Source organism: Streptomyces sp. NBC_00536, assembly GCF_036346295.1.
Taxonomy (GTDB): Bacteria; Actinomycetota; Actinomycetes; order Streptomycetales; family Streptomycetaceae; genus Streptomyces.
Genome location: NZ_CP107819.1, coordinates 1,806,038 through 1,833,019, shown reverse-complemented (window position 1 = coordinate 1,833,019; position 26,982 = coordinate 1,806,038). Strand labels below are relative to the sequence as shown.

Below are 26,982 nucleotides of genomic sequence, written 5' to 3'. Positions count from 1 at the left end.
GAAAAGCAGGAGGCCGCGGATGCCTGGTTTTACGCATCTGCACACCGTTTCGGGGTTCTCCGCGCGCTACGGCGCCTCGCACCCGCAGCGGCTGGCGGAGCGCGCCGCGGAGCGGGGCATGGACGCCCTCGCGCTCACCGACCGCGACACCCTCGCGGGCGCGGTGCGGTTCCTGAAGGCGTGCGAGAAGGCCGGCATCCGGCCCCTGTTCGGCGTCGGACTGGCGGTGGCCCCGGCCCCCGCACATGCTTCCGGTCCCGCCTCCGGTCCCGCCTCCGGCCGCGGCGGGACCTCGCACCGGCTCCGCGCCCCCGTCACCCCCGTCAAAGGGGGCGCCTTCATCGACGAATCCGCCACCCGGGCGCTCTTCCTCGCCCGGGACGGAGCCGCGGGCTGGGCCGAACTGTGCCGGATGGTCACCGCCGCCCACGCCCACGCCCAGGACGGCGGGGGTTCCCCGCTGCTGCCCTGGGACGCCCTGCGCGGCGCGAGCGGCGTGTACGTCCTGCTCGGCCCCGACTCGGAGGTCGGCCGGGCGCTCGCCGCGGGCCGCCCCGACCGGGCCGCCCGGCTGCTCGCCCCCTGGCGCGAGGTCTACGGCGACGCCCTGCGCCTGGAGGCCGTGGACCACGGCCGGACCGGCGCCCGGGCGGGCACCGGCCCCGGCTCGCTGCGCCTGGCCGCCCGCACCGTCGGCTTCGCCGCCGACCAGGGCGTACGGGCCGTGCTCAGCAATGCCGTGCGGTACGCCGACCAGGGCCAGGGCCCGGTCGCCGACGTCCTGGACGCGGCCCGCCGGCTCGTCCCCATCGACCCCCGGCGCGGCCTCGACAGCGGGGAGCGCTGGCTCAAGGGCCCCGCCGCCATGGCCGAGGCCGCCGACCGCATCGCGCTCGCGGCCGGGCTGGGCCCCTCCGGCGCCCGCGCCCTGCTGGCCGAGACCCGCGCCACCGCCGAGGCCTGCGTGGTCGACCCCGCGGACGACCTCGGCATCGGCGAAGTGCACTTCCCCGAGCCCCGGCTCGTCGGCGCCGCCCACCGCACCGCCCAGCGGGTGCTCGCCTCCCGCTGCGCGGCGGGCATGGTGCTGCGCGGGCACGCGGACGACCCGGTGTACTGGGAGCGGATGCGGCGCGAGCTGGACATCATCTCCTACCACGGCTTCGCCTCGTACTTCCTGACGGTGGCTCAAGTGGTGGACGACGTCCGGGACATGGGCATCCGGGTGGCCGCGCGCGGCTCCGGCGCGGGCTCCCTGGTCAACCACCTCCTCGGCATCGCGCACGCCGACCCGGTCGAGCACGGGCTGCTGATGGAACGCTTCCTGTCCAAGCGCCGCCGGGTGCTGCCCGACATCGACATCGACGTGGAGTCCGCGCGCCGCCTGGAGGTCTACCGCCGGATCATCGGCCGCTTCGGCACCGAACGGGTCGCCACCGTCTCCATGCCCGAGACCTACCGGGTCCGCCACGCCATCCGTGACGTGGGCGCCGCCCTGTCACTGGACCCCGCCGAGACCGACCGGCTCGCCAAAGCCTTCCCGCACATCCGGGCCCGCGACGCCCGCGCGGCCCTCGCCGAACTGCCCGAGCTGCGCGACGTACGCGAACGCCAGGAGCGGGGCGAGGTGCACGGGCGGCTCTGGGAACTGGTCGAGGCGCTGGACGCGCTGCCGCGCGGGGTCGCCATGCACCCGTGCGGGGTGCTGCTCTCCGACGCCTCGCTGCTCGCCCGTACGCCGGTGGTCCCCACCAGTGGCGAAGGCTTCCCCATGTCCCAGTTCGACAAGGAGGACGTGGAGGACCTCGGGCTGCTCAAGCTCGACGTGCTCGGGGTGCGGATGCAGTCGGCGATGGCGCACGCCGTCGCCGAGATCCGGCGCGGTACGGGGCGGGAGCTGGACCTGGACGACCCGGCGCAGGTGCCGCCGGACGACGGGGCGACGTACGAACTGATCCGCTCCGCCGAGACGCTGGGCTGCTTCCAGATCGAATCGCCCGGCCAGCGCGACCTGGTGGGGCGGCTCCAGCCCGCCACCTTCCACGACTTGGTCGTGGACATCTCGCTCTTCCGTCCGGGCCCGGTCGCCGCCGACATGGTGCGGCCCTTCATCGAGGCCCGGCACGGGCGGGCGCCGGTCCGCTTCCCGCACGAGGACCTGGCGGAGCCGCTGCGCGAGACCTACGGGGTCGTCGTCTTCCACGAACAGATCATCGAGATCGTCGACATCATGACCCGCTGCGGGCGGGACGAGGCCGACCGGGTGCGGCGCGGGCTGTCCGACCCGGACTCGCAGACCCGGATCAAGGTCTGGTTCGCGGCCCGGGCCGCCGGGCACGGCTATGCGCCCGAAGTGATCGCCCGTACCTGGGAGATCGTCGAGGCCTTCGGCTCGTACGGCTTCTGCAAGGCGCACGCGGTGGCCTTCGCGGTGCCCACCTACCAGTCCGCCTGGCTCAAGGCGCACCACCCGGCCGCCTTCTACGCCGGGCTGCTCACCCACGACCCCGGCATGTACCCCAAGCGGCTGCTGCTCGCGGACGCGCGGCGGCGCGGGGTGCCGGTGCTGCCGCTGGACGTGAACCGGTCGGCGGTCACCCACCGCATCGAACTGGTGTCCGATGCGGGGAGCGGCGCGGCGCGCTGGGGGCTGCGGCTCGCGCTCTCCGACGTCCACGGCATCAGCGCCGCCGAAGCCGCGCGGATCGAGACCGGACAGCCCTACGGCTCGCTGCGCGACTTCTGGGACCGGGCCCGGCCGGGCCGGCCGGTGGCCGAACGGCTCGCCCAGGTCGGCGCGTTGGACGCCTTCGGCGCCAACCGCCGCGACCTGCTGCTGCACCTGTCCGAACTGCACGGCGCACAGCGGGCGGTGGGCGCGCGCGGACCGCAACTCCCGCTGGACGGCGGCCGGTCCACCGCCTCCGCCGGGCTGCCCGACCTGGACGAGGCCGAACGGCTCAGCGCCGAACTCGGCGTCCTCGGCATGGACGCCTCCCGGCACCTGATGGGCGACCACCACGCCTTCCTGGCCGAGCTGGGCGTGATCCCGGCCCGCGCCCTGCGCACGGCCGCCCACGGCCGGACCGTCCTGGTCGCGGGGGCCAAGGCGGCCACCCAGACCCCGCCGGTCCGCTCCGGCAAGCGGGTCATCTTCACCACCCTCGACGACGGCAGCGGCCTGGTCGACCTCGCCTTCTTCGACGACAGCCACGCGGCGTGCGCCCACACCGTCTTCCACTCCTTCCTGCTGCTGGTGCGCGGAGTGGTCCAGCGGCGCGGCCCGCAGAGCCTGAGCGTGGTCGGCGCGGCCGCCTGGAACCTGGCCGAACTGGCCGAACTGCGGGCCACGGGCGGCCTGGAGGCGGTCGCGGCCCGACTGGCGGAGCCGGTGGCCGTACCGACGGCCGGGCCGACCGCCGGGCCGACCGCGGAGCCGGGCGATCCCGCCGGTCCGGGCCGGACGATCCACCTGCCGACGGGGTACGAGCTGAACCCCTGGGCCGATCTCCAGCCCCCCGGCACCGGCCCCGCCACGGGCCGCAAGCTCTGGCACTCCAGCCCCGGGAGCGCGGGATGACCCCGGCGGCGGGCGCCGCGGGCGGGGCGTCCGTGCTGTGCCTGCGCTTCCACCGCGCCGACGGCGCCCCGCTGAGCGCGGACACCCACGCCGGTCTGCTCGCCCTGCTCGGCGCCCTCACCCCGGTGGTCCAGCCGCTGCCGCCCGACGGGGCGCTCGCCGATGTCCGGGGCGCGCTGCGCTACTTCGGGCGGGACGCGGCGGACCTGGCCGCGGTGATCCGGGTGCGCGCCCTCGCCCTGTACGGCGCCGAGTGCGCCATCGGCGCCGCCGGGAACCCGATGCTGGCCACGATGGCGGCCCGCGCGGCCGGGCCCGGGCGCACCCTGCTGGTCCCGGACGAGCCCGCCGCCGTACGGGAGTTCCTGGCCGCCCGGCCCGTCGTGGCCCTGGCCGGGGTGGGCCGGGGGGCCGCCCGGGTGCTCTGCTCCTACGGCCTCGACACCGTCGGCCGGGTCGCCGCCGCCCCGCCCGCGACCCTGCGGCGGATCCTGGGGCCCCGGGCCGGGCGCGAGGTGCACGAGCGGGCCCACGGCATCGACCGCACCCCGGTGCTGCCCGGCGCGGCCGCGCGGTCACTGGCCGCCGAGCGCCCCTTCGGCCGGGACGAGCTGGACCCCGTACGCCACCGCAGGGCCCTGCTCTCCCTCGCCGAGGAACTCGGCGCCCGGCTGCGCGCCGGGGACCAGGTCTGCCGCGCCCTCTCCCTCACCGTGCGCTGCGCCGACCGGACGACCCTGACCCGGACCCGGGTGCTGCCCGAACCCACCGCCCACTCGGCCGCCTTGACCGCCACGGCCTACGCCGTCCACGCGGCCCTGGGCCTCCAGCGGGCCCGGGTCCGCGCGCTCTCCCTGCGCGCCGAGGAGCTGACCCCGGCCGACCGGGCCGCCCGCCAGCTGACCTTCGACCCCGAGGACGAGAAGGCCCGGCGGCTGGAGGCGGTCACGGACCGGATCCGGGCCCGGTTCGGCCCGGGCGCCATCGCCCGGGGCAGCCTGGCGGCGTGAGCGGGCGCTGAGCGGGCGCTGAGCGGGCGCTGACCGGGGCGCCGCCGGCCGCTGCGGCCGCGCGAAAGACCACCCGTTTGCCGCACGACACGCAGACTTTACTGACGCGTAACTTCCAACTCTTGCTACTCGCCCGTAATTTGGCGACAGCAGCACCTCCATGTGATCCGGATCACGGGACTCCCCACGTTCCATCCCCCTGCTCCTTCCCCTTGACCAGCAAGGAGATCACTCGATGCTGCCCTGGAGACGACGCCTGCTCCGCCCGCTGGCCGTCCTCGCCCTCGCCGCCGCGGCCCTGGTGCCCACCGGGTCCGCGCAAGCGGCCTCCGCCCCCCACAGTGGATGGAACGACTGGTCCTGCAAGCCCTCCGCCACGCACCCGCGGCCCGTGGTCCTGGTCCACGGAACCTTCGGCAACTCCGTCGACAACTGGCTCGGGTTCGCCCCGTACCTCGTGAACCGCGGGTACTGCGTCTACTCCCTCGACTACGGCCAGCTGCCCGGCGTACCCCTCTTCAACGGACTCGGCCCGATCGACAAGTCCGCCGGTCAGCTCGACGTCTTCGTCGACAAGGTGCTCGCCTCCACCGGAGCCGCCAAGACCGACATCGTCGGGCACTCGCAGGGCGGCATGATGCCGAACTACTACCTGAAGTTCCTCGGCGGCGCGGCCAAGACCAACGCGCTGGTCGGGATCGCTCCCGACAACCACGGGACCACCCTGCTCGGACTCACCAGACTGCTGCCCTACTTCCCGGGCGCCGGGGACCTGCTCAACTCGGCGACCCCGGGGCTGGCCGACCAGATCGCGGGCTCGCCGTTCATCACCAAGCTGAACGCGGGCGGCGACACCGTGCCGGGGGTGAAGTACACCGTCATCACGAGCCGGTTCGACGAGGTGGTCACCCCGTACCGCAGCCAGTTCCTCGACGGGCCGAACGTACACAACGTGCTGCTCCAGGACCTGTGCGGGCTCGACCTCTCCGAGCACGTCGCGATCGCCCTGACCGACCGGATCGCCTGGCACGAGGCGGCCAACGCGCTCGACCCGCAGAACGCGCGGCAGACCACCTGCGCGTCGGTCTTCGACTGACGCGCGGGCGGTCCGTGGTCGCCGACGCGTGCGCGTCAGCGGCCGTGACGACCGGTGGTGGCCCGGCGACGGGCCACCGCGAAGAGCACGGCCGCGCCCATGGCGAGGGTGGCCGCCCCGGCGATCGCGATCATCGGGGTGGTGCTGTCGCCGCCGGTCTGGGCGAGGTTGCCGTCCGCCGGGGACGGGGCCGGGGACTGCGCGGGGGACTGGGCGGGTGACTTCGCCGCGACCGGCGCGGGCGAAGAGCCGTTGGTCTTGGGGTCGTTGTCCCCGTGGCCGCTGTGCTCGACCGTGGACTGGCCCGCGCCGTCCGCGATCTGCTGGTCCGTGGGCGCCTTGGGCCCGGTCGCCTGCCCGGTGGCCGGGCCCGCGGTCGGGCCGGTGGCCGGCTCGGAGGCGGCCGGGTCCGCCGGCTTGGTGCCGGCCCCGCCGCTGTCCTTGCCGAACACCACGTCGGAGCAGGTGTAGAAGGCCTCGGGGCTGTCCGAGCGCTGCCACACGCTGTAGATGAGGTGGCGGCCGGTCTTCTTCGGGACGGTGCCGGAGAACACGTAGTCACCGTTCTGCATGCCCGGGTCGCTGACCTTCAGGAACGGCGAGGCCTCCAGGTCGGACCACTTCAGCGGCTTCGACGGGTCGTACGAGTCCTTCGTGACGTACAGCTCGAAGGAACCCTTGTGCGGGGCGGTGCCCTTGTAGCGGAAGGTGTGCGCACCGGCCGTCATCGGGCTGGCCGGCCAGTCCGCGCGGGGCAGGTCCAGCCCCTTGTACTTGCTGTTGCCCGCCGAGCACAGCTGCCCGTCCGGGATCAGCGCCTTGCTCTGGCCCGCCGCGTTGGCGATGTTCACCGCGTTCCAGTCGTAGAAGGCCTGCGCGCCGCTCGCCGCGACGGCCGCCTTGCAGGCCGCCGACTCGGGTGACTCTGGTCCCTCCGCGTAGCACGCGGCCACCCGGCTGACCGGGTCCGTCATCGAGCCGTGCGCGGCGGCCGGCCCGACGGCGTACGCGGCCACCGCGAGCGGGGCGATCCCCAGGATGGAGGCACGGACGGCGGCACGGACGGCGGCACGGACGGCGGTGCGCGAGGTGGCGGGGTGGCGGCGTGCGGGCATGGGTGGAACTCCTCTGGAGCGGGGCGTACGGGCGTACGGGCCGGTGCGGCGGGCTGTGCGGCGCCGTCCCCGTACGGGTGCGACGCCGCCTCCGGCCCTCCCTGGCTCGCCCAAGCTAGCCATCGGAAGCCCCCGTTCCGAGGCCGTGAGGCCCCCGGAGCCGATCCTTAGGGTCCCTTTAAGGCACCGGTAAGAGCCCCCTCAGGAACGGGGCTCCCCGGTACCGCCCCTCAGTAGCTCCAGCACCTGCACCGGAGTCCAGTTCCCGGCCGCGCCGGGGCGAGAGGCGAGGTAGTCGGCGATGTCCGGCTCTTCCCACGGTCCGGACTCCAGCAGGCCACCGGCGAGGTACCGAAGGTACGCGGCGGACGGCATGAGGGGTTCGACGTCCTGAAGGGTCCACGGCGCGGTGAACGTCAGCAACGGGATGCCCTCGATCGTCCCGGGGCAGATCAGCGTCTCGTAGCGCCCCGGCCCCAACTCGTCGCGCCCCAGGCGCAGGACGGTGGTCAGGTCCAGGTCCGTCCCCGGCTCCCTGTACATTTCCTGCGCGGCGATGTCCGACATCTGGCTCACCGTCACGAGGTGAGCGCGACCTCGCATACGGCCGGGTGCCGTCGGGTCGTAGAAGCCCCTGCCCCCCGTCCACACGGGGGACTCGGTCGCGAAGTGCAGGCATCCCTCCAGCTCGACGGCGATCGACCGTTCCGGCGCGCGGTGGTCCCGGCAGCCGGGATACGTGCGCGCGGCCCCCGGAGGCGTCCCGCCCGCGATGTAGGCGGTCAGCCGGTCCATGTGCATGTTGGAGCCGTAGGACGCGTACCAGACACGCTCGGGGACGACGGGATCTTCGGCGGCGAGAGGAACCGCGGTGTGGACGGTCATGCTCTGCTCCTCGCGTGCGGGGGTGGGAGTCGGCATGGGGCCGCACCTACGGGGTAGCGAATCACGTGCGGGTCGTCCGGCAAGGCCGTGACCCGACCCGAAGCGGCTTCCCGCCCTTCCGTGAGGAGGGGCGGAGCGGCCCCGGGCCCCCGTGCCGGGGCCCGGGAACGCGTGCCTCAGGCGAGCAGCGCGGGCAGGCCCGGCGCCGAACGGGCCTGGTGCTCCAGCGCGTCGAGGGCCTCCACGGCCCGCGCCGCGGCCTCCGGGTCGCGCTCGGCGAGGCCGCTGGCCGCGAACTCGTCTTCGTCCAGCCGCCGTACGTCCGACCCGTCCGCCGAGACCCACAGGTCGAGGTCGAGGTCCTCCACCACCACCTCACCGCCGCGGACCACCGCGGGCCGGGTGATGTCGCAGTACCAGCCCTTGAGGACGCCCGCACCGCTGCGGACCTCCTTGACCGCGTACCAGCGGTCCCGCCAGAAGTGCTCGGTGAACACGTCCCCCGGCTCGAATTGGACGAAGCCGAAGTCGCGCACGCCCGGGGCCGCCCAGGGGGCGCGTACGGAGATCCGCGTGCCGGTGTCGGCGAGCAGATCGGCCGGATAGCTGATCTTGGTCACGCCGGCCTTGACGAGGGTCACGGTGAGCGTCTTCATGGCGGGCCTCTTCGTGGTGGGCTGCTGCGGGGCGAGTGTTTTCGTGTATCTGACCTCGGAGGCGCAGATCGCGTATCCGAAGCCCTTGTTGACGGCGAGCATCGGGGCGTTCCCGCTGTCGTTGCCCGTGAAGGCCTCCGTGTAGCCCGCCGCCCGCGCCCGGTGCAGGGAGACGGTCTTGGCGAGCTTGGCCAGCCCCCGGCCCCGGAAGGCGCGCCGGGTGCCCGTCATCGCCGAGGCGTAGCGGGTGGCGCCGTCGGTGTGGGCCGCGGTGAAGGCGGCCACCCGGCCGTCGACGAGGACGGCCGTGCTCAGCTCCCGGTCCAGGGCCGGGGCGTGCCAGACGTGCCGCAGCCAGTCGTCGTAGTCGTCCAAGTCGGTGGGCACGTCGCCCGGTTCGTCGGAGGAGGCCTCCGCGTCGGCCTCGAACAGCGGGCGCGGGTCGGCCTCGAAGGCGCTGACCGGGCGCAGTTCGACCCCGGCGGGCAGCACGGCGGGCGGCTCCGGCAGGGCCGCGGCGGTCAGGTCCAGGCGCAGGAAGTGGGCGGAGCGGCTGGCCCGGTAGCCGCGCCGCTCGGCGAAGGCCCGGTGCGCGGGCTCGTCCAGGACCCAGGCGAACACATCGGTGGCCCCCCGCTCCGCGAGGTGCCGCTCCGCCGCGCGCACGAGGGGGCCGCCCGCTCCGAGACCCCGGTGCGCGGGGTCGACGTAGGCGTTCAGGAAGGCCTGGCCCGGCTCGGGGCTGTCATGGGCGATGCCCACCTGGGCGCTGCCCACCACCGTCCCGTCGGGCGTCTCGGCGACCAGCAGGCGGTAGTGCCGGTCGGGATGGGCCGAGGAGAGTTCGAAGGCGACGCCCTCGACGGTCGTGATCATGTAGGGGAGTGCGGCCCGGCGGACACGGACGACGGCTTCGGCATCCGCCGCGTCACCGGGGCGGAGGTCACGGATCAGAACGGTCATGCGCCGACGCTACGGGCGCCGTCACCGCAGCCGCCTCCGATTTTTCCGGCCGATCGCCGACGGCCGGAGCATGGGCGACAATCGGGCCCGTGACCTCGACGAACCTGAAGCTCGCCCTTGACGGCTCGGCCGGTGCGGCCGCCCCCTACGAACAGCTGCGCGCGCAGATCGCCGGGCAGGCGCGCTCGGGACGGCTCCCGGCCGGTTTCAGACTGCCGACGGTGCGCGGGCTGGCGGAGGAGCTGGGCCTGGCCGCGAACACGGTCGCCAAGGCCTACCGGGCCCTGGAGGCGGACGGGGTGATCGAGACGCGCGGCCGCAACGGCACCTTCATCGCCGCCGGGGGCGACGCGGCGGACCGCGAGGCCTCGGCCGCCGCCCAGACCTACGCCGAGCGCGCCCACCGGCTGGGCCTGACCCGCGAGGCGGCCGAAGCCGCCGCCGTGGCCGCCCTGCGGGCCCGCTACAGCGCCTGACGCCCTCTCTCTAGAGGTACAGCCCCGCGTCCGCCCCGTGCCCCTGGGGCGGCAGCAGGGACGCCGGGCCCGCGCCGCGCCGGAGCGCGAACAGCTCGGCCAGGGTCGCCCCTTCGCGCGGCACCCCCTCGTCCGTGCCGAGCCAGTCGACGGCCTCCCGGTGCGTCAGCCGGTCGACCTCGATCCGGGCCAGGCAGCGCCCGGGCCGGACCACGGCGGGGTGCAGCCGCTCCAGGTCCTCGTTGGTGGTGACCCCGACCAGCACGTTGCGGCCCTGGCCCAGCAGACCGTCCGTCAGGTTCAGCAGCCGGGACAGCGCCTGCCCGGCGGTGTGCCGGGCCTCGCCGCGGATCAGCTCGTCGCAGTCCTCCAGCAGCAGCAGCCGCCAGCGGCCCTTGGCCGTGCCCTCGTCCTCGCCGATGGCGATGTCCATCAGATAGCCGACGTCGTTGAACAGCCGCTCGGGGTCCAGGACGCAGTCCACCTGGCACCAGTCGCGCCAGGACCGGGCGAGCGTGCGCAGCGCGGAGGTCTTGCCGGTCCCGGGCGGCCCGTGGAGCAGCAGCAGCCGCCCCGCGATGTCGTCCGGGGTCACCTTCATCAGCCGGTCCAGCGCCCCGGCCACCGGCGCCGTGTAGTTGGGCCGCACCTCGGGCCAGGTGCCGGCGGCGATCTGCCGGGTCGTGCGGTACGGGCCGCGGCGCGGGGAGACGTACCAGAACCCCATGGTGACGTTCTCGGGCTGCGGTTCGGGCTCGTCCTGGACGCCCTCGGTGGCCTCGCCGAGCACGCTGGCGGCCAGGTCGTCGCTGACCGCGGTCACGGTGACGTCCGCGCCCCGGCTCCAGCGCGAGACGAGCATGGTCCACCCCTCGCCCTCGGCGAGGGTGGCACTTCGGTCGGAGTCGCGGGCCGAGCGCAGCACGGTGGCCGCGGGCGGGACCAGGGTGGCCCCCGCCTTCACCCGCTCGATGGAGACGCTGTGCGAGTACGGCTGCTCGCCCGACGCGAACCGGCCGAGGAACAGTGCGTCGACGACGTCCGACGGGGAGTCGCTGTCGTCGACGTTGAGCCGGATCGGCAGCGCGTCATGAGGGTTGGCTGGCATGGCGCCCATGATCCGGCACGAAGTGCCCTTGTGCACACGTGTTTCGCCGGAACGGGTGCGTGAGTTCCCTCTTCAAACGCATCGGTGGTGAAGATTCGGACCGGAACTCCACCCCGAACATTCTTGGCATGAACACTCCCAGTGGACCCCTGCTCGCTGTACCACGGAACCGACAGGAATCCCCCACAAGGAGCCGTACATGAGATTGTCACGGTTTGCCGCTTTAACCTCGTCACTCCTCCTCGCCGCGGGCGCCGCGCTGTTCGGCGCCGGACAGGCCTCCGCCGCCCAGGCGGACTTCGGCTACGTCGCGCTCGGGGACTCGTACTCCTCCGGTGTCGGATCCGGGAACTACGACAGCTCCAGCGGCGATTGCAAGCGCACCAGCCGGGCCTACCCAGCCCTCTGGGCCGCCGCGCACACGCCCCAGTCCTTCGCCTTCACCGCCTGCTCGGGCGCCCGGACGGACGACGTCCTCGCGAACCAGCTCGCGCCGCTCAACACCGGGACCGACCTCGTCAGCCTCACCGTCGGGGGCAACGACGCCGGATTCTCCGACGTCATGACGACCTGTGTGCTCCAGTCCGACTCCAGCTGCATCAACCGGGTCAACCAGGCCAAGGCCTACGTCGACTCCACCCTCCCCGGCAAACTCGACTCCGTGTACAACGCGGTGGGATCGCGCGCGCCGAACGCGCACGTGGTGATCATCGGCTACCCCCGCTTCTACAAGCTCGGCGGCAGCTGCATCGCCGGGCTGTCCGAGGCCAAGCGGTCCGCGATCGACGGCGCGGCCGACTACCTGAACGCCGCGCTCGCCAAGCGCGCCGCCAACCACGGCTTCACCTTCGCCTCGGTCACCAGCGCCTTCACCGGGCACGAGATCTGCTCCGGCAACGAGTGGCTGCACAGCCTCAACTGGGCCAACATCGGCGAGTCGTACCACCCGACCGCGACCGGACAGTCCAGCGGCTACCTGCCGGTCTTCACCAACGCGGCCTGATTCGGGGGGTCCTGAATTCAGGGCGTCGGGCCCGGGCTGGACGACGGGCCCGGCGTACCGGATGTACCAGGGGAGGAGGCCCCGCCCGTCGGGGTCTCCTTCTCGCACCTGACGGAGAAGTTCACCCAATCGGAAGCGGTCGTCACCGGTCTGCGCACCTCCAGCCGGACCGCGTCGTCGAGCGTCGCGCCCGGACGGTGGCTCAGTTCGGTGAAGGACAGCTCCCGGACGGCCGGCCCGCCCGCCTCGTAGCTGACGGCCTGCCAGTCCGGCGCGGAGCTCACCCCGCTGCGCGTGGTCCAGCGGTACTCCACCACCGCGGGCGTACGTACCACCTCCAGCGAAGCCGTGAAGGCGGGCGCGGACGCCTCGGGCGGCGGACAAGAGCCCGCGTAGCGGTCGCGCACCGCACGCACGGACACCGTGACGTTCTGGGCGGCCGTCGCCGAGCCGCTCGGTGAAGGGCTGGGCGACGGGGTGGCCGAGGGCCGCGGGGCGGAGGTGGCGGGGGAGGCGCTCGGCGAAGCGGCCGGGCCGGCGCCCGTCGGGCCGCTGCCGCCCGCGGGGCCGCCGGTGCGGTCCTTGAGCAGCAGCCAGCCCAGCACGCCCAGGGCCAGCAGCAGGACCACGATCCCGACGGTGAGGACCAGACCGGCCCGGCCGGTGCGGGGCGATTCGGCGGCGGGACCGTAACCGGGGCGCGGCGCGGGCCCGTACCCGGGTTCGTCTCCGTACGCGTCCCCGTACGGGGCGGGCGGTGGGGGAGTGGGCGGTCCGTACACACCGGCGCCGGGTCCTCGGCCCTGTCCCTGACCCTGCCCCTGGCCTTGCCCCTGCCCGTGCCCGTGGTGCGCGGTCGAGGTCGGCGAGTCGGGGCCCGACACCGGCCCGCCCTCCGCCCGTACGGTGCCGCCCGCGCCCACGACCCGCAGCATCCGCGCCGCTTCCGGCGCGGTCAGCCGCAGGGCCGGGTCCTTGCGCAGCAGACCCTCCAGTACGGGCTCCAGCGCCCCCGCGCGGCGCGGTGGCGGCAGCTCCTGGTCCACCACGGCCTGCAGGGTGTCGACCGGGCTGTCCCGGCGGAACGGGGTGTGCCCCTCGACCGCCGCGTAGAGCATCACGCCCAGCGACCACAGGTCCGAGGCGGGTCCGGGCGCGGTGCCCAGCGCGGCCTCCGGCGCCAGGTACTCGGGGGAGCCGATCACCTCCCCGGTCATCGTGATGGCCGAAGAGCCCTCCAGCCGGGCGATCCCGAAATCGCTGAGCAGCACCCGGCCGTCGTTGGCGACCAGGACGTTGCCGGGCTTCACATCGCGGTGCAGCACCCCCGCCTCGTGCGCGGAGCGCAGCGCCGACAGCACCTGCTCGCCGATGTGCGCGGCCCGCTGCGGGGGCAGCGGTCCGTCGGCCTCCAGCACCTCCGCGAGCGAGAGCCCGCGCACCAGCTCCATCACGATCCACGGCCGCCCGCCGTCGGTGACCACGTCGTAGACGGTGACCACCCCGCGGTGCGTGACCCGGGCCGAGGCCCACGCCTCGCGTTCCAGGCGCGCGTACATCCGCTGCACGTCGGCCCCGTCCAGACCGGCCGGGGCCCGGACCTCCTTCACGGCGACCTCGCGGCCCAGGACCTCGTCCCGGGCCCGCCAGACGATGCCCATGCCGCCCCGGCCCAGTGGGCCCAGCAGCCGGTACCGTCCCGCGACCACGCGTTCGTCGCCGCTCGGCTCTCCGCTCACGCGAGCCCCCTCATCCGGGTAACGGGGTGATCACTCCAAGTTAGCCGATCGGTCCCGGTGTGACTCCTGTCGCGCCGCAACTCTCCGCAACTCGTCGCATCTCCGCACCGGGCGGCCGCGGGCGAGCCCGTGACGCCCGGTCACTTCGGAGAGTGACGGTCAACTGCGCTGAGTAATCGTCAACTACCGCTCACCACAGGGGTAATTCACACGACCGGGATACCCTGCTGCCGCGCGAGGGCGATAGGGTTACCCTGCCCGGGCCGGGTGCCCTCGTACGGGTGGGGAGAGACATGGAACAGATAGCAATGCGCAGCAGGCCGCCTCGCGTGCCTGCCATCACCTGCGGAAGCAGCGCGACCAGTTCGCGCCTCGACCGTCACCTCTCAGTGCTGGGCGGACCCGCCGTCCCGCACGGTGACGCCGCCGAGGCGACGCTGCTGATGCGTGAGCTGACGTCGCGCGACCACACGCACGTACAGCGGAGCCGGAGCGCGCGCGTCTCGCTCTTCGCACCGCTGCGACGGCTGCGTCGCACGCTCTTCGGCAGCCGCCGCTCGTAACTGTCCCCGGATCCAGGGCTGCCCAGGCGGCCGCCGGGTCCGCGCCCGCGTCCCGATGTCTCGCTGTCCCGAATCCGTTGTCGTCTTCTCGTCGTCTTCATCCCCGGCCTCAGGCGATCACACCGTCCCGGCGCAGTGCCGTGATCTGCGCGTCCGTCATCCCCAGGGCGCGCAGCAAGGCGTCGGTGTGCTCGCCGAGCGCGGGAACCGCACCCATCCGCGGTTCCGCGCCACCCGGCAGTCCGATCGGCGGCAGCAGTGCCCGCAGCGGACCCGCCGGTGAACCGATCTCCCGCCAGCGGTCCCGGGCCGCCAGCTGGGGATGCCCGGCGAGCTGGGCCACCGAATTCAGCCGCGCGCAGGCGATCCCGGCCGCCTCCAGCCGCGCGAGCGCCTCGGCCGCCCCGGACCGGCCCAGCGCCTCGGCGACCACCGCGTCGGTCTTCTCCCGGTTCGCGGTGCGCGCCGCGTTCGTCGCGTACGCCGGGTCATCAGCCAACTCGGGCCGCTCCAGGACCTGTTCGGCGAGCCGCCGCCACTCGCGGTCGTTCTGCACCGACAGCAGGACCCGGTCCCCGTCGGCCGTCGGATAGGCGTCGTAGGGCGCGATCACGGCATGCGCCAGACCGGTCCGGGCGGGCTCCTCGCCGCCGTGCAGGGTCAGGTTCAGCGGGTGGCCCATCCACTCGGCGAGCGCGTCCAGCATCGAGACCTCGACCGGACCCCCGCGCCCGGTGGTGCCACGCCGCAGCAGGGCCGCGAGGACCCCGGAGAAGGCGTACATGGCCGCCGCGATGTCGGCGGCCGGGATGCCCGCCTTGACCGGCCGGCCGGCGGTGCCGGTCACCGAGACCAGGCCCGCCTCGCACTGCACGAGCATGTCGTAGGCCCGCTTGTGCGCGTACGGTCCCTGCGCGCCGTAACCCGAGATGTCCACGGCGACCAGCCGCGGGTAGCGCGCGCACAGCGCGGCGGCGTCCAGCCCGAGCCGGGCCGCGGCCCCCTGGGCGAGGTTCTGCACGAAGACGTCCGCGTCGGCCAGCAGCCCGTGCAGGGCCTCCCGGCCGCGCGGGTCCTTCAGGTCGAGGGCGATGGACTCCTTGCCGCGGTTGGCCCACACGAAATGCGAGGCCAGCCCGTGCGCGGCGGTGTCGTACCCGCGCGCGAAGTCCCCGCCGTCGGGCCGCTCGACCTTGATCACCCGGGCCCCGAGGTCGGCGAGCTGCCGGGTGGCGAAGGGCGCGGAGACGGCCTGCTCGACGGCGACGACGGTGATCCCGTCGAGGGGGAGGGGGAGGGGAGCGGATGCCGGCAGGGGCGCGGGTGTGGGTGTGGGCGCGGAGTTCATTCCACGGTCCTACCGTCCCGCTCCGGGTCTGTCACCCCTGGGACTCCTGGAATCGGTCACACCGGACCCGGCATGACTCAGAACGGCAGCGCGAACTGCCCGTCCGGGCCCTCCTCCTGGTGGCTCAGGACCGAGGCCGGGCGGCGGGACCAGCGGGGCGGCGGGAGCACCCCGGCCGCGCGCAGCCGCTCCGCCGGGAGCGCGGGCCCCGGCTCGAACGCGGCCCGGGCCGGGGCCAGACCGGCCAGCAGGCTCACGGTGGTGACCAGGGCCAGCAGCTCCGAGGTCCAGGCCTGCGGCCACTCGGCGGGGCCCAGTGCGGCCAGACCCTGTGCGCCGGGCTCCCGGTGCGCGCGGCGGGCGGCGAACCACCGCTCCAGCACGCGCACGCCGTTCACCTCGTACGTCCATGCCTCCGCCGGGACCGGCGCGATGCACCCGGCTCCCAGCAGCAGGCTCTCGCCCTCCTCGTCCCAGGACAGCGCGGGCGGCCACCCCGTGACCGCGGAGCGGACGTACGGGCGGCGCCCGCCCGGCAGCCGGGGCGCCTCCCCGCCGCGGGCCCCGCGCAGCTGGACGGTCAGCAGCCGCTGCCCGAGCTCCAGCCCGGCCCGCCAGCGTTCCGGACCGGCCGGGAGCGGGACCTCGTACCCCCGCGGGCCGGGGCGGGCCGCCGCGAGGATCCAGCACAGGACGTCCTCCGGGGTCACCCAGCCGCGGAAGTGCTCGCCCAGCAGTGCCGGCAGCCCCGGCGCCAGATTAGGCTCGGCGCCACCGGGGCGGCGGTGCAGCGGCCGGATCCGGCCGAGCCGCCCCGCCGGCAGGTGCGCGGTGACCAGCGGGGCCCCGAGCCCCGGTGGTTCCACGAGGAACAGCTGATGCTCGTCCAGCACCCGCCACAGCTCCGGGCGGGCCAGATCGATCAGCCGCTGGTCGGGCAGCAGCCACTGCTCGTCGAAGGGCTCGACCAGCACCCGGACGGGGTCGGGGCAGGCGCCGGGCTCCCGCCCGAACCGGCCGGTGGCCGACCGCTGGCCGGGCAGCGCGGCCGCACCGGCGGCGGGCCCGCGCGAGCGGCTCGGCCGGAACAGCCGCTCCCGCTCGGCCCCCTCGGCCCCGGTCAGCGCCGCCCAACGAGCCCGCAGCGAGCCGGGCTCGGGCGCGACCACCCAGTCCCGCCCGAGCCGCAGCCCACCCACGGACCACGGCATCAACTCGTCCAGCAGAGGTGCGACCGGCTGAAGTACGTCTTCGCTCACAACCCCCGATGCTAGTGCTGCGGCCGGGGAGGTTCACCGTGTCACGGCGCCCGGCACGGCACCTCGCCGCGTTGTCGGACCACGACGGTACGTCCAGTACGAGTCGCGGCCCTCCGCCTTGCGATGCGTCCCCTCGGCCCTTCGGGCCTGGGGAGACCCCAGGGCACCGGACACCGCGACCCGGCAAACCTCCCCGGCCGCAGCACTAGGGCGACAGCACCGTCTAGTGCGCGTCCATCGTCACCGTGAACGAGAAACGGTCACCGCGATAGCGGATCCGGGCCACGTCCACCACCTGGCCGTCCTCGTCGTAGGTCACCCCGGTGTAGTGCAGGATCGGGCTGAGCAGCGGCACCTGGAGCAGCTCGGCGGTGGCCGGGTCCGCGAGCCGCGCCTCGACGGTGTCCGTGATCCGGCTGATCCGTACGCCCACCACGTCACGCAGCACCTTGGTCATCGGCCACCGCTCCAGATCGGCCAGATCCACCGCATCGGCCAGCTCCGGGCGGACCGCGTTCTCGGCCCAGTTCGTCGGCTCGCCGCTCTCCCCGTCGTGCCGCAGCCGCCGGTACGTCACCACCTCCGCGAGGCCGGGGAAGTACTCCAGCAGCTCCCCCGGCACCGGCGTCCGCGTGTGGCCGAGGATCGTCGTACGTTCACCCGACTGCTGGGCCACGATCGCGTCGACCGAGCCCAGCAGCCGCACCGGCGCCCCGCGCCGCGCCCCCGGCTCGATGAACGTGCCGCGCCGCCGGTGCCTGCTGATCAGGCCCTCCTGCTCCAGCTCCTTGAGGGCCTGGCGCATGGTCAGCACGCTCACCCCGTAGTGCTCCGCGAGCTGCTCCTCGGTGGGCAGGCGCAGGGTCGCGTCCGGGGTACGGCCGAGTATCGAGGCGCGCAGCGACTGCGACACCTGGTACCAGAGCGGGAGTTTCCGGTTCAGTACCAGGGAGTCGGGGGCGAAGGCGGTCACGGGCGGGTCTCCGTACGGGTGGACAAGGCGGGGTGCTGCGATGTTAGGCGCGGAAGTGCCGTTCGAGCCCCTGCCAGACGTCGTCGTAGCCGGGCTGGAGGTGGTCCGCGCCGGCCGCCTGGGCGGTCGCGGTGACCGGCCAGCGGGTCTCGAACATGAAGGCCAGGCCGTCCTCGATCTTCTGCGGTTTCAGCTCGGCGGCGCTCGCACGGTCGAAGGTCTCCCGGTCCGGGCCGTGCGCGGACATCATGTTGTGCAGGGAGCCGCCGCCCGGGACGAACCCCTCCGCCTTGGCGTCGTAGGCCCCTTCGATCAGGCCCATGTACTCGCTCATCACGTTGCGGTGGAAGTAGGGCGGCCGGAAGGTGTCCTCGCCGACCAGCCAGCGCGGTGCGAAGACCACGAAGTCGACGCCCGCGAGGCCCGGGGTGTCGGAGGGCGCCGTGAGGACGGTGAAGATCGAGGGGTCGGGGTGGTCGTAGCTGATGCTGCCCAGGACGTTGAAACGCCGCAGGTCGTAGACGTACGGGACGTGCGAGCCGTGCCAGGCGACCACGTCGAGCGGGGAGTGGTCGTAGGTGGCGGACCAGAGGTTGCCGCAGAACTTGTTGACCACCTCGACCGGCCGGTCGTCGTCCTCGTACGCCGCCACCGGCGCCTGGAAGTCCCGCGCCGCCGCCAGGCCGTTGGCTCCGATCGGGCCGAGGTGGGGCAGCTCGAAGGGGCGGCCGTAGTTCTCGCACACATAGCCGCGGGCGGTGGCGTCGAGCAGCTCCACCCGGAAGCGGACCCCGCGCGGGATCAGCGCGATCTCGCCCGGGCGGGCGCTGAGCAGGCCGAACTCGGTGCGCAGCAGGAGCCCGCCCTGCTCCGGGACGATCAGCAGCTCGCCGTCGGAGTCGCTGAACGCCCGGTCGGTCATCGAGGTGTCGGCGGCGTAGAGGTGGATGGCCATGCCGGTGCGCTGCGTGACATCGCCGTTGCCGCCGAGGGTCCACAGGCCGGCCACGAAGTCGGTGCCGGGGGCCGGCGCGGGCAGCGGGTTCCAGCGCAGCCGGTTGGGGTCCGGGACGGACTCGGTGAAGGGGGCGCTGCGCAGGGCGCCGTTGCCGATGCGGGTGAAGGGCGGGTGCGCGGCGGAGGGGCGGATGCGGTAGAGCCAGGAGCGGTGGTTGTGGGGGCGCGGCTCGGTGAAGGCGCTCCCGCTGAGCTGCTCGGCGTAGAGGCCGAGCCCGGCGCGCTGGGGCGAGTTCCGGCCGACCGGCAGGGCCCCGGGAACCGCCTCCGAGCTGTGCTCGTTGCCGAAGCCGGTGAGGTACTCCAGCCCCTCCGCCGTCTTCCTGGCCTGCTCGCTCATCGCTGCTCCCGCTCCGTCGAAGGAATCCTATGGTCGACAGTAGGATTCCGCGGCTCCGACGTCAACGGGCACCCCGGGCCAACGATTCGTGCGAGCGGGGATCCCAAAACATGAACATTGCTCTACTCTCACGCGCATGTCGTGGATCCGCAGGTTCCCTGCCGTGCCGGCGGCTCTCCTCGCCGCCCTCCTCTCCCTTCTCGCCCTCTTCGCCGCCGCGCCCGCCGCGCAGGCCCACGAGGAGCGCCCGGTCACCCTCCCCGACGGCTCCGGAAGCGTGCCGGAGTACCGCACGGGCGAACCCGATCTCCTCGTCTGCAAGACCGGCCGCCCCGACTTCGAACGCCGGACCGCCGGATTCCCCGAAGCGCTCAGGCAGCGCAACCTCGCCCTGTACGACCGCTGCGAGAAGTCCGGCTACCGCGATCTCCAGGCCGCCGTCGACGCCGTCGACCGCCCCGGGATGAACATCGCGATCCTGCCCGGCCTGTACGAGGAAGAGCCCTCGCTGCCCAAGCCGACGGGCGAGTGCGCGGCGCTGAAAGCCCCCAACTCCGCGCTCGGCTACCAGATCCTGTCCTACGAGCAGCAGGTGGAGTGCCGCCACAACCAGAACCTCGTGGCCATCCTCGGCAAGAAGAACCTCCAGATCGAGGGCACCGGAGCATCCCGGCAGGACGTCGTGATCGACGCCAAGTACCAGAAGCTGAACGCCATCCGGGCCGACAAGTCCGACGGGATCTACTTCCGGAACTTCACCGCACAGCGCACGACCTTCAACTCGCTGTACGTGCTGGCGGGCGACGGCTTCGTCATCGATGACGTCCTGACCCGCTGGAACGACGAATACGGCTTCCTGACCTTCGCCAGCGACCACGGCCTCTACAAGAACTGCGAGTCCTACGGCAACGGGGACTCCGGCATCTACCCCGGCAGCGCCTCCGACATCAACGACGGCCGCGGCTACGACGTCCCGCGCCACTCCATCGAGATCACCGGCTGCCGGAGCCACCACAACATGGTCGGATACTCGGGAACCGCGGGCGACTCGGTGTGGGTGCACGACAACGAGTTCGACGGCAACATGGGCGGCGCCTCGATGGACAGCGCCTTCCCCGGCCACCCCGGACTCCCGCAGAACCACGCCCTGTTCGAGCGGAACCTGATCCACGACAACAACGAGGACTTCTACCCGTACGTCGCCGACGGCACCTGTGCCAAGGCGCCCGTCGACCGGGGCTACGAACAGGGCGTGGTCTGCCCGCAGATCTCCATGCCGCCGGGCACCGGCATCATCACCGCGGGCGGCAACTGGAACGTGTACGAGAACAACTGGGTCTACGGACACCGGCGCGCCGGATTCTTCCTGAGCGCGGTCCCCGCCTTCATCCGGGGCGAATCGGCCTGGAGCAAGCAGGCCGACACCTCGCACCACAACCGCTACGCGGGCAACGTCCTGGGCAAGGACAAGTCCGGGGCCTCCCGGCCCAACGGCGCGGACGTGTGGTGGGACGGCCAGGGCAAGGGCAACTGCTGGCAGGACGGACCCGACGGCTCCACCCCCGGCACGCTCCCGCAGTGCGGTGCGGCGCGCGGCGAGGTGTCGGGCGGCTCGGCCCGGCTCGCGGGAGAACCGGTCAAGCTGGCCCAGCTGCTCGTCTGCGCCGACTACAACGTCCAGGCACGCAAGCTCCCGGCCGGGTGCGACTGGTACGGCGCCCGGGGCCTGGAGCGGGTGGAGACCCAGATCGCGCTGGCCGTCGCGGTGGTACTGGCCCTGGTCGGCGGGGTGCTGTGGTGGCGACGGCTGCGCGGCTCCCGGCTGGGCACGCTCGCCGCGCTGCTCGGCCTGGCCGGGCTCGCCCTGGACGTCGCCGGGTCCACGATGGCACTGACCACCACCTTCGTCCCGGCTCTCGCGTTGCTCCTCCTCGGGTTGTGGTGGACGGGGACGGGTGTCGCACTGCGGCCCGGCCGCCCCTGGCTGGCGCGGCTGACCCTGCTGCTCGGCGCACTGACCCTGCTCGACGCCTTCGACAAGGCCGTGCTGATGATTCCGTGGATCCCGCTCAGCCCCGCGTGGATCCGCGCTCTGGTGGCCGTCATCTGGGTGCTGTGGGCCGTGATCGCCTCCGCCCGCCCCGGCCCGCCCCGCACCGCCGCCCCCACCACCGGTGACGGCGGCGGTACGAGCGACGGCGGTACGAGCGACGGCGGCGACGGCGGCGCCGACCGCGCCCCCATCCCGGCGCACCCGGCCCCCACCCCGGCCCCCACCCCGGACGGCGCCCCGACCTCCGCCCCGGGCGGTGCCGCGTGAGCGCCGGGGAGCGGCCGACGCCGCCCGGGCCGCCGTACTCCCGCCCGCACCCCGGCCCCGGCCCCCGGACCCGCACCCGCCCCCGGACCGGGCGGGCCCGCCGGACGGTGGCCTGCGCGGCGCTGTTCCTGCTCGCCGTGGCCGGTACGGCCGGCTGCGGCGGGCGGGCCACCACCCACCACAAGCCCGGAACCACCCACCAGCAGGCCTCCGGCAGCGTCGGCACCCTGCTGGACACCCAGGACGAGGCGGGCCACCGGCTGCGCCAGGTCCCGGCGAAGGGCGCGCCCGAGGTGAAGCTCGCCCTCCGCCCCGACAGCGAGGACGGCTGGAACCTCCAGCTGGAGGTGGGCAACTTCCGCTTCACCCCCGACAGCGTGGGCGGCGCAGCCCTCGCCGGTGGTGGCCACGCCCACCTCCTGCTCGACGGCCGCAAACTGGCCCGGCTGTACGGCCCCTGGTACCACCTGTCCGCCACCCAGGTGCCCGAAGGCGCGCACACCCTGACCGTCCGCCTCTACGCGGACGACCACACCGCCTGGGCGGTCGAGGGCAAGCCGGTGGAGGCCACGGCCCAGCTCACCGCGCCCGCCCCGGGCCCGGCGGGCCACGACCACGCCACCCCCGGAGCCCCGGCCCCGTCACCCTCCCCGCCGCCGGTCCGGGCACCGGCCCCGGACCCGGCCGCCGCGGCCGACCGGACCGTCACCATCGCCGTTCGCGCGGGCAAGGTCACCCCCGCCCCCGGCCGGACGGAACTGAAGCGCGGTGAGCGGGTCGCGCTGCGGGTCACCAGCGATCGCGCGGACACCCTGCACGTCCACGGCTACGACAAGGAACTGCCGCTCCCCGCGGGCCAGGAGGCCACCCTGGTCCTCACGGTCGACCGCACGGGCCTCTTCGAGGTCGAGACCCACGAGTCCGGCCTCGTCCTGACCCAGCTCCTCGTCCGGTGACCCCGGCACCGGCCGCGCTGTTCCCGGGTGCGGCACCGGCCCTGTTCACCGGCGCGGCCCCGGCCCCGCTCCCGGGCGGGACACCGGTGCCGGGCCCGACACCGCTATCCGCCCCGAACGGGCTCCGGAGTGCTCACGCCGATGACCTGGCCGGTCACCTCACCGGTCACGTCGCCGATCGCCTCACCGGCCACCTCGGTGATCCGCTCACCACCCTCGCCCACGGCATCGGCTCCCAGCACGATCTCCCGATCTCGCCGTTCTACGCCTTCGCCGGTGCCTTCACCGCGCTCTTCGTCTCCTTTCTCGCACTGGGCCTGCTCTGGTCCACCTCCCGTTTTCAGGGCAACCGCTCCGGGCGCCCGCTGCCCGCCGCCGTCCAGCGGGTGGCCGACGCGCCGGCCACCCGGACCGCAGTGCGCGTCCTCGGACTCGCCGCTGCCCTCTTCGTCCTGCTGCACCTCCTCTTCGGTCCCGATGACCCCGCCCGCAATCCCGCCCCGGGCGCCGTCTACGTCCTGCTCTGGGTCGGGCTCGTCCCGGCCTCCCTCCTCCTCGGCCCCGTCTGGAGCCTGCTCAACCCACTGCGCACCCTGCACCGGCTGCTGCACCGGCCGCTGCGTCCCTCGCTCCGCCGCGTCCTGCCCGCCCGCCGTGGTCCGCAGCGGCCCTCACACCCCCTTCCGTCCCGTCTCGGCCTCTGGCCCGCCGCCCTCGGCCTCTTCGGATTCACCTGGCTCGAACTCGTCTCCCCGGACCCCGCTTCGCGCACCACCCTCCTCACCGCCTTCGCCGTCTTCGTCACCGCCCAACTCGGCCTCGCGGCCCGCTTCGGCGAATCGTGGTTCGCCGAAGGCGACCCCTTCGAGGCCTACTCCACCCTCCTGGCCCGCTTCTCCCCCCTCGGCCGACGTGACGACGGCCGCCTTGTCCTCCGCAACCCCTTCCACGGACTCGACGGGACACCCGAGCGGCCCGGACTCGTCGCCACCGTCTGCGTCCTGCTCGGATCGACCGCCTACGACGGCTTTTCCGACAGCCCTTGGTGGATCAACACCATTCAGACCTCCCCTCTCGGCCGCACCCCCGCGGCCACGCTCGGACTCCTCGGCTCCGTCACCCTCGTCGCCACGCTCTACGGCCTCTGCGCCGCGGCCACCCGCCTGGTCTCCGGCCCGCTGCCGGGCCCCCTGACCGCATTCGCCCATTCCCTCCTTCCGATCGCTCTCGGTTACCTCGTGGCCCACTATTTCTCGTTGTTCGTCACGGAAGCGTCACGCACAGTAATCATTGCGGGGGGTGGTGACGACGTGCCCGCTCCCGCCCCGCCCCTGGATCCCGGCGGTCTCGCCGCCCTCCAGGTCATCGCCGTCGTCACGGGCCACGTCCTCGGGGTCATCGCCGCGCACGACCGCTCGGTGCGCCTCTTCCCGCCGGCCCGGGCCGTCGCCGGTCAACTGCCCCTGCTCGCGCTGATGATCACGTACACCGTCGGGGGGCTGAGCCTCCTGCTGAACTGAGAACCGAGGACCGGCATGATGGACCCCGTGCCTCCAGCCCACCCCCTGCGCCGCGCCCCGATCCAGCAGCGCAGCGCCGACCGGCTCGCCCGGATCCTCGACGCCTGCGCCGAACTCCTCGACGAGACCGGGTACGAGAACCTGAGCACCCGGGCCGTCGCCGTCCGCGCGGGCGTCCCGATCGGCTCGGTCTACCGTTTCTTCGGCAACAAACGGGCCATGGCCTACGCCCTCGCCGAGCGCAACCTCGACCGGTACGCCGAGGGCATCACCGCGCGGCTCGCCGCGCTCCCGGCCGTGGACTGGCGGCCCGCCGTCGACGCGGTCCTCGACGAGTACCTCGCGATGAAGCGCAGCGTCCCCGGCTTCGCGCTGGTCGATTTCGGCGTGCCCCCGCCGCCGTCGAGCGAGGCGGCCGACCCCGCCGACCCCAACGACCTGGTCGCCGCCCGCCTCACCGAGCTCCTCTGCCTCCACCTGGGCCGCACCCCCGACCGGGCCCTGCGGCGCGTGGTCCTGGTCGCCGTCGAAGCCACCGACGCCCTCGTCCAACTCGCCTTCCGGACCGCCCCGTCCGGAGACCCCGACATCATCGACGAGATCCGCGCGATGATGCACGCCTATCTCGCCCGCGTCCTGGACTGACCGCTCGGCGCCCCCGGTCCGTGCCCACTCGGCGCCCCGGTCCGTGCCCGGCGCGTCTCCCGTGCGGGTTCGTGTGCGCGAGGGTCTCCCCAACCTCCGTACCGGTCGGTATGCTCGGGCCGCCCGCGTGCCGCCGCAGCCTGCCGTCCCAGGAGGGCCCATGCCCCGTACCGCCCTGCGCATCTGCCCCCTGTGCGAAGCCACCTGCGGCCTCACCCTGACCATCGAGGGCACCGCCGTCACCGGGGCCCGCGGCGACCGGGAGGACATCTTCAGCCGCGGGTTCATCTGCCCCAAGGGCGCGGCATTCGGCGCCCTCGACGCCGACCCCGACCGGCTGCGCACCCCGCTCGTCCGCCGCGACGGCAGGCTCCAGGAGGCCACCTGGGACGAGGCCTTCGACGCCATCGCCGCCGCCGTTCCCACGCTCACCGCGCGCTACGGACCCCAGTGCGCCGGAGTCGTCCTGGGCAACCCCAACACCCACACCATGGCCGGCGCCCTCTACCCGCCCCTGCTGCTCAAGGCCCTCGCCACCCGCAACCTCTTCACCGCCAGCACCCTCGACCAGATGCCCAAGCACGTCTCCAGCGGCCTGCTCTTCGGCGACCCCTTCGCGATCCCGGTGCCCGACCTCGACCGCACCGACTTCCTGCTGCTCATCGGCGCCAACCCGGTCGACTCCAACGGCTCCCTGTGCACCGCCCCCGACTTCCCCGGGCGGCTGAAGGCGCTGCGCGCCCGCGGCGGCACCCTCGTCGTCGTCGACCCGCGCCGCACCCGCACCGCGCGCCTCGCGGACCGCCACCTCGCACCGCGCCCGGGCAGCGACGCCCTGCTGCTCGCGGCCCTCGCGCACACCCTGCTCGCCGAGAAGCTCACCGACCCCGGAAGGCTCACGGAACACACCGAAGGGATCGGGGAACTCTCCGAAGCCCTCCGCGCGTTCACCCCGGAAGAGGTCGCACCCGCCTGCGACCTCGGCGCCGACGAGATCCGGCAGCTCGCCCGCGACCTGGCCGCCGCCCCGACCGCCGCCGTCTATGCCCGCATCGGCAGCTGCACCGTCGCCCACGGAACCCTGGCCAGCTGGCTGGTCGACGTACTGAACATCCTCACGGGCAATCTGGACCGCCCCGGCGGCGCGCTGTTCCCGCTCTCCGCGACCGCCCCGGCACCCAGGCCCGCCGCGCCCGGCCGGGGGTTCGCGCTCGGCCGCTGGGCGAGCCGGGTCTCCGGCCACCCCGAGGTCAAGGGCGAACTGCCCATGGCCGCCCTCGCCGAGGAGATCGAAACCCCGGGGGAGGGGCAGATCCGGGTGGTGATCGCCGTCGCCGCCAACCCGGTGCTGTCCGCGCCCGACGGGGACCGGCTCGACCGGGCGCTGTCCGGTCTCGACTTCATGATCTCGGTCGACCCCTACCTCAACGAGACCTCGCGTCACGCCCATGTCGTCCTGCCCCCGCCGCCGCCCGCGCAGAGCGCCCACTTCGACTTCGCCTTCAACGGCTTCGCCGTCCGCAACCAGGCTCGCTATTCGCCCCCCGCCATCCCGCTGGAGGAGGGGCGGATGGACGAGTGCGAGATCCACGCCCGGTTGATCCTCGCCGTCTCCGGGCGGCACGGCGGCGATCCCCGGGCCGTGGATGAAGCCGTCATCGCGGACACCCTGGCGCGGGCCGCCGCCGATCCGCGCTCGCCGCTCTCCGGCACCGACCCCCAGACGTGGGCCCGGATGCTGGCGGGCCGCAACGGCCCCGAGCGGCGGCTCGACATGATGCTCCGCCTGGGCCCGTACGACCTCATCCTCGAAGACCTGCGCCACGATCCGCACGGCGTGGACCTCGGCCCGCTCGCCTCCCGGCTGCCAGGGCTGCTCAAGACCCGCAGCGGCAGGATCGAGCTGCTGCCGGAGCCGATCGCCGCCGACCTGCCCAGACTGCGGGGCGCGCTCGCCGACCGCCCCGCCGCCCTCGTCCTCGTGGGCCGCCGCCACCTGCGGTCCAACAACAGCTGGCTGCACAACGTCCCGTCCCTGACCGGCGGTTCCAACCGCTGCACCCTGCACGTCCACCCGGACGACGCCGGACGCCTCGGCCTCGCCGACGGCGGCCGGGCCAGGATCACGGCCGACGGCGGCAGCCTGGAGGTCCCGGTCGAGGTCACCGACACCATCCGCGCCGGGGTGGTCAGCCTTCCGCACGGCTGGGGTCACGACCGGCCCGGCACCCGTCTGGGCGCCGCCGCGGTGGTGCCCGGAGCCAATGTCAATCAGCTCCTCGACGGCTCCCGGCTGGACCCGCTGTCCGGGACCGCCGTGCTCAACGGGTTCCCCGTGGAGCTGGCGCCCCTGCCCTGAGCTGGGGTTTTGCTCGTATTGCTCACGCGCCGACGTCTTGTTGGGGTTACC

Annotated in this window: 19 protein-coding genes and 2 pseudogenes; 11 read left to right on the top strand and 10 right to left on the bottom strand. The window is 73.9% G+C overall.

Features of this window, described 5'->3' with window-relative positions:
• Window positions 1-19: 19 nt before the first annotated feature.
• The 3 genes from OHS33_RS07840 to OHS33_RS07830 all read left to right on the top strand — a co-directional run bounded on the left by OHS33_RS07840 (window position 20) and on the right by OHS33_RS07830 (window position 5,686).
• Window positions 20-3,580, top strand: coding sequence for a DNA polymerase III subunit alpha (locus tag OHS33_RS07840; protein WP_330329648.1), 3,561 nt, complete (start codon window positions 20-22; stop codon window positions 3,578-3,580).
• The gene (locus OHS33_RS07835) at window positions 3,577-4,590 is read left to right on the top strand and encodes a DNA polymerase Y family protein (RefSeq protein WP_330329647.1); all 1,014 of its coding nucleotides are present in this window, start codon (window positions 3,577-3,579) and stop codon (window positions 4,588-4,590) included. The genes OHS33_RS07840 and OHS33_RS07835 overlap by 4 nt, the downstream gene beginning before the upstream one ends.
• Window positions 4,591-4,825: 235 nt before the next feature.
• On the top strand, window positions 4,826-5,686 hold the full coding sequence (locus OHS33_RS07830) for an esterase/lipase family protein (protein ID WP_330329646.1): 861 nt from the start codon (window positions 4,826-4,828) through the stop codon (window positions 5,684-5,686).
• A 35-nt stretch (window positions 5,687-5,721) separates the two neighbouring features.
• On the opposite strand, the gene OHS33_RS07825 is transcribed toward OHS33_RS07830, so the two are convergent.
• The 4 genes and pseudogenes from OHS33_RS07825 to OHS33_RS07810 form a co-directional block, all read right to left on the bottom strand.
• Window positions 5,722-6,801 (bottom strand): lytic polysaccharide monooxygenase, encoded by a 1,080-nt coding sequence (locus tag OHS33_RS07825; protein ID WP_330329645.1) that lies wholly within the window; start codon window positions 6,799-6,801, stop codon window positions 5,722-5,724.
• A gap of 201 nt (window positions 6,802-7,002) precedes the next feature.
• Window positions 7,003-7,686 carry a histone deacetylase gene (locus OHS33_RS07820; RefSeq protein WP_330334951.1) on the bottom strand — a complete coding sequence of 228 codons (684 nt, stop codon included), beginning with the start codon at window positions 7,684-7,686 and terminating at the stop codon, window positions 7,003-7,005.
• 176 nt (window positions 7,687-7,862) lie between these two features.
• Window positions 7,863-8,165 (bottom strand): annotated as a pseudogene (locus tag OHS33_RS39815) (DUF402 domain-containing protein); the annotation flags it as partial.
• Between the two features lie 210 nt (window positions 8,166-8,375).
• Window positions 8,376-9,305, bottom strand: a pseudogene (locus OHS33_RS07810) (GNAT family N-acetyltransferase); the annotation flags it as partial.
• 89 nt (window positions 9,306-9,394) lie between these two features.
• Here OHS33_RS07810 and OHS33_RS07805 point away from each other — a divergent pair.
• The gene (locus OHS33_RS07805) at window positions 9,395-9,781 is read left to right on the top strand and encodes a GntR family transcriptional regulator (protein WP_330329644.1); all 387 of its coding nucleotides are present in this window, start codon (window positions 9,395-9,397) and stop codon (window positions 9,779-9,781) included.
• 10 nt (window positions 9,782-9,791) lie between these two features.
• Here OHS33_RS07805 and OHS33_RS07800 read toward each other — a convergent pair whose 3' ends face one another.
• Window positions 9,792-10,898 carry a DUF5925 domain-containing protein gene (locus OHS33_RS07800; protein WP_330329643.1) on the bottom strand — a complete coding sequence of 369 codons (1,107 nt, stop codon included), beginning with the start codon at window positions 10,896-10,898 and terminating at the stop codon, window positions 9,792-9,794.
• A gap of 190 nt (window positions 10,899-11,088) precedes the next feature.
• Between OHS33_RS07800 and OHS33_RS07795 the strand changes: the two genes are divergently transcribed.
• Window positions 11,089-11,892, top strand: coding sequence for an SGNH/GDSL hydrolase family protein (locus OHS33_RS07795; RefSeq protein ID WP_330329642.1), 804 nt, complete (start codon window positions 11,089-11,091; stop codon window positions 11,890-11,892).
• A gap of 17 nt (window positions 11,893-11,909) precedes the next feature.
• Here OHS33_RS07795 and OHS33_RS07790 read toward each other — a convergent pair whose 3' ends face one another.
• Window positions 11,910-13,631 (bottom strand): serine/threonine-protein kinase, encoded by a 1,722-nt coding sequence (locus tag OHS33_RS07790; protein ID WP_330329641.1) that lies wholly within the window; start codon window positions 13,629-13,631, stop codon window positions 11,910-11,912.
• Between the two features lie 293 nt (window positions 13,632-13,924).
• Between OHS33_RS07790 and OHS33_RS07785 the strand changes: the two genes are divergently transcribed.
• Entirely contained in the window at window positions 13,925-14,194 is a 270-nt protein-coding gene (locus OHS33_RS07785) for a hypothetical protein (RefSeq protein ID WP_330329640.1), read from the top strand.
• A gap of 109 nt (window positions 14,195-14,303) precedes the next feature.
• Here the strand turns inward: OHS33_RS07785 and OHS33_RS07780 are convergent, their stop codons facing one another.
• The 4 genes from OHS33_RS07780 to hmgA all read right to left on the bottom strand — a co-directional run bounded on the left by OHS33_RS07780 (window position 14,304) and on the right by hmgA (window position 19,131).
• Window positions 14,304-15,542 carry a CaiB/BaiF CoA transferase family protein gene (locus OHS33_RS07780; RefSeq protein ID WP_330329639.1) on the bottom strand — a complete coding sequence of 413 codons (1,239 nt, stop codon included), beginning with the start codon at window positions 15,540-15,542 and terminating at the stop codon, window positions 14,304-14,306.
• Window positions 15,543-15,619: 77 nt separating this feature from the next.
• Window positions 15,620-16,753: a type ISP restriction/modification enzyme gene (locus OHS33_RS07775; RefSeq protein ID WP_330334949.1), complete on the bottom strand. Its 1,134-nt coding sequence runs from the start codon at window positions 16,751-16,753 to the stop codon at window positions 15,620-15,622.
• Between the two features lie 271 nt (window positions 16,754-17,024).
• Window positions 17,025-17,774: a GntR family transcriptional regulator gene (locus OHS33_RS07770; RefSeq protein WP_330329638.1), complete on the bottom strand. Its 750-nt coding sequence runs from the start codon at window positions 17,772-17,774 to the stop codon at window positions 17,025-17,027.
• 43 nt (window positions 17,775-17,817) lie between these two features.
• Window positions 17,818-19,131 (bottom strand): homogentisate 1,2-dioxygenase, encoded by a 1,314-nt coding sequence (hmgA, locus tag OHS33_RS07765; protein WP_330329637.1) that lies wholly within the window; start codon window positions 19,129-19,131, stop codon window positions 17,818-17,820.
• A 136-nt stretch (window positions 19,132-19,267) separates the two neighbouring features.
• Here hmgA and OHS33_RS07760 point away from each other — a divergent pair, with 136 nt between their 5' ends.
• The 5 genes from OHS33_RS07760 to OHS33_RS07740 all read left to right on the top strand — a co-directional run bounded on the left by OHS33_RS07760 (window position 19,268) and on the right by OHS33_RS07740 (window position 26,931).
• Window positions 19,268-21,451, top strand: coding sequence for a right-handed parallel beta-helix repeat-containing protein (locus OHS33_RS07760; RefSeq protein WP_330329636.1), 2,184 nt, complete (start codon window positions 19,268-19,270; stop codon window positions 21,449-21,451).
• Window positions 21,452-21,558: 107 nt separating this feature from the next.
• Window positions 21,559-22,407: a hypothetical protein gene (locus OHS33_RS07755; protein WP_330334948.1), complete on the top strand. Its 849-nt coding sequence runs from the start codon at window positions 21,559-21,561 to the stop codon at window positions 22,405-22,407.
• Window positions 22,408-22,634: 227 nt separating this feature from the next.
• The gene (locus OHS33_RS07750; protein ID WP_330334947.1) at window positions 22,635-23,927 is read left to right on the top strand and encodes a hypothetical protein; all 1,293 of its coding nucleotides are present in this window, start codon (window positions 22,635-22,637) and stop codon (window positions 23,925-23,927) included.
• 18 nt (window positions 23,928-23,945) lie between these two features.
• Window positions 23,946-24,572: a TetR/AcrR family transcriptional regulator gene (locus OHS33_RS07745; protein ID WP_330334946.1), complete on the top strand. Its 627-nt coding sequence runs from the start codon at window positions 23,946-23,948 to the stop codon at window positions 24,570-24,572.
• A gap of 160 nt (window positions 24,573-24,732) precedes the next feature.
• Entirely contained in the window at window positions 24,733-26,931 is a 2,199-nt protein-coding gene (locus tag OHS33_RS07740) for a molybdopterin oxidoreductase family protein (RefSeq protein ID WP_330329635.1), read from the top strand.
• Window positions 26,932-26,982: the final 51 nt, after the last annotated feature.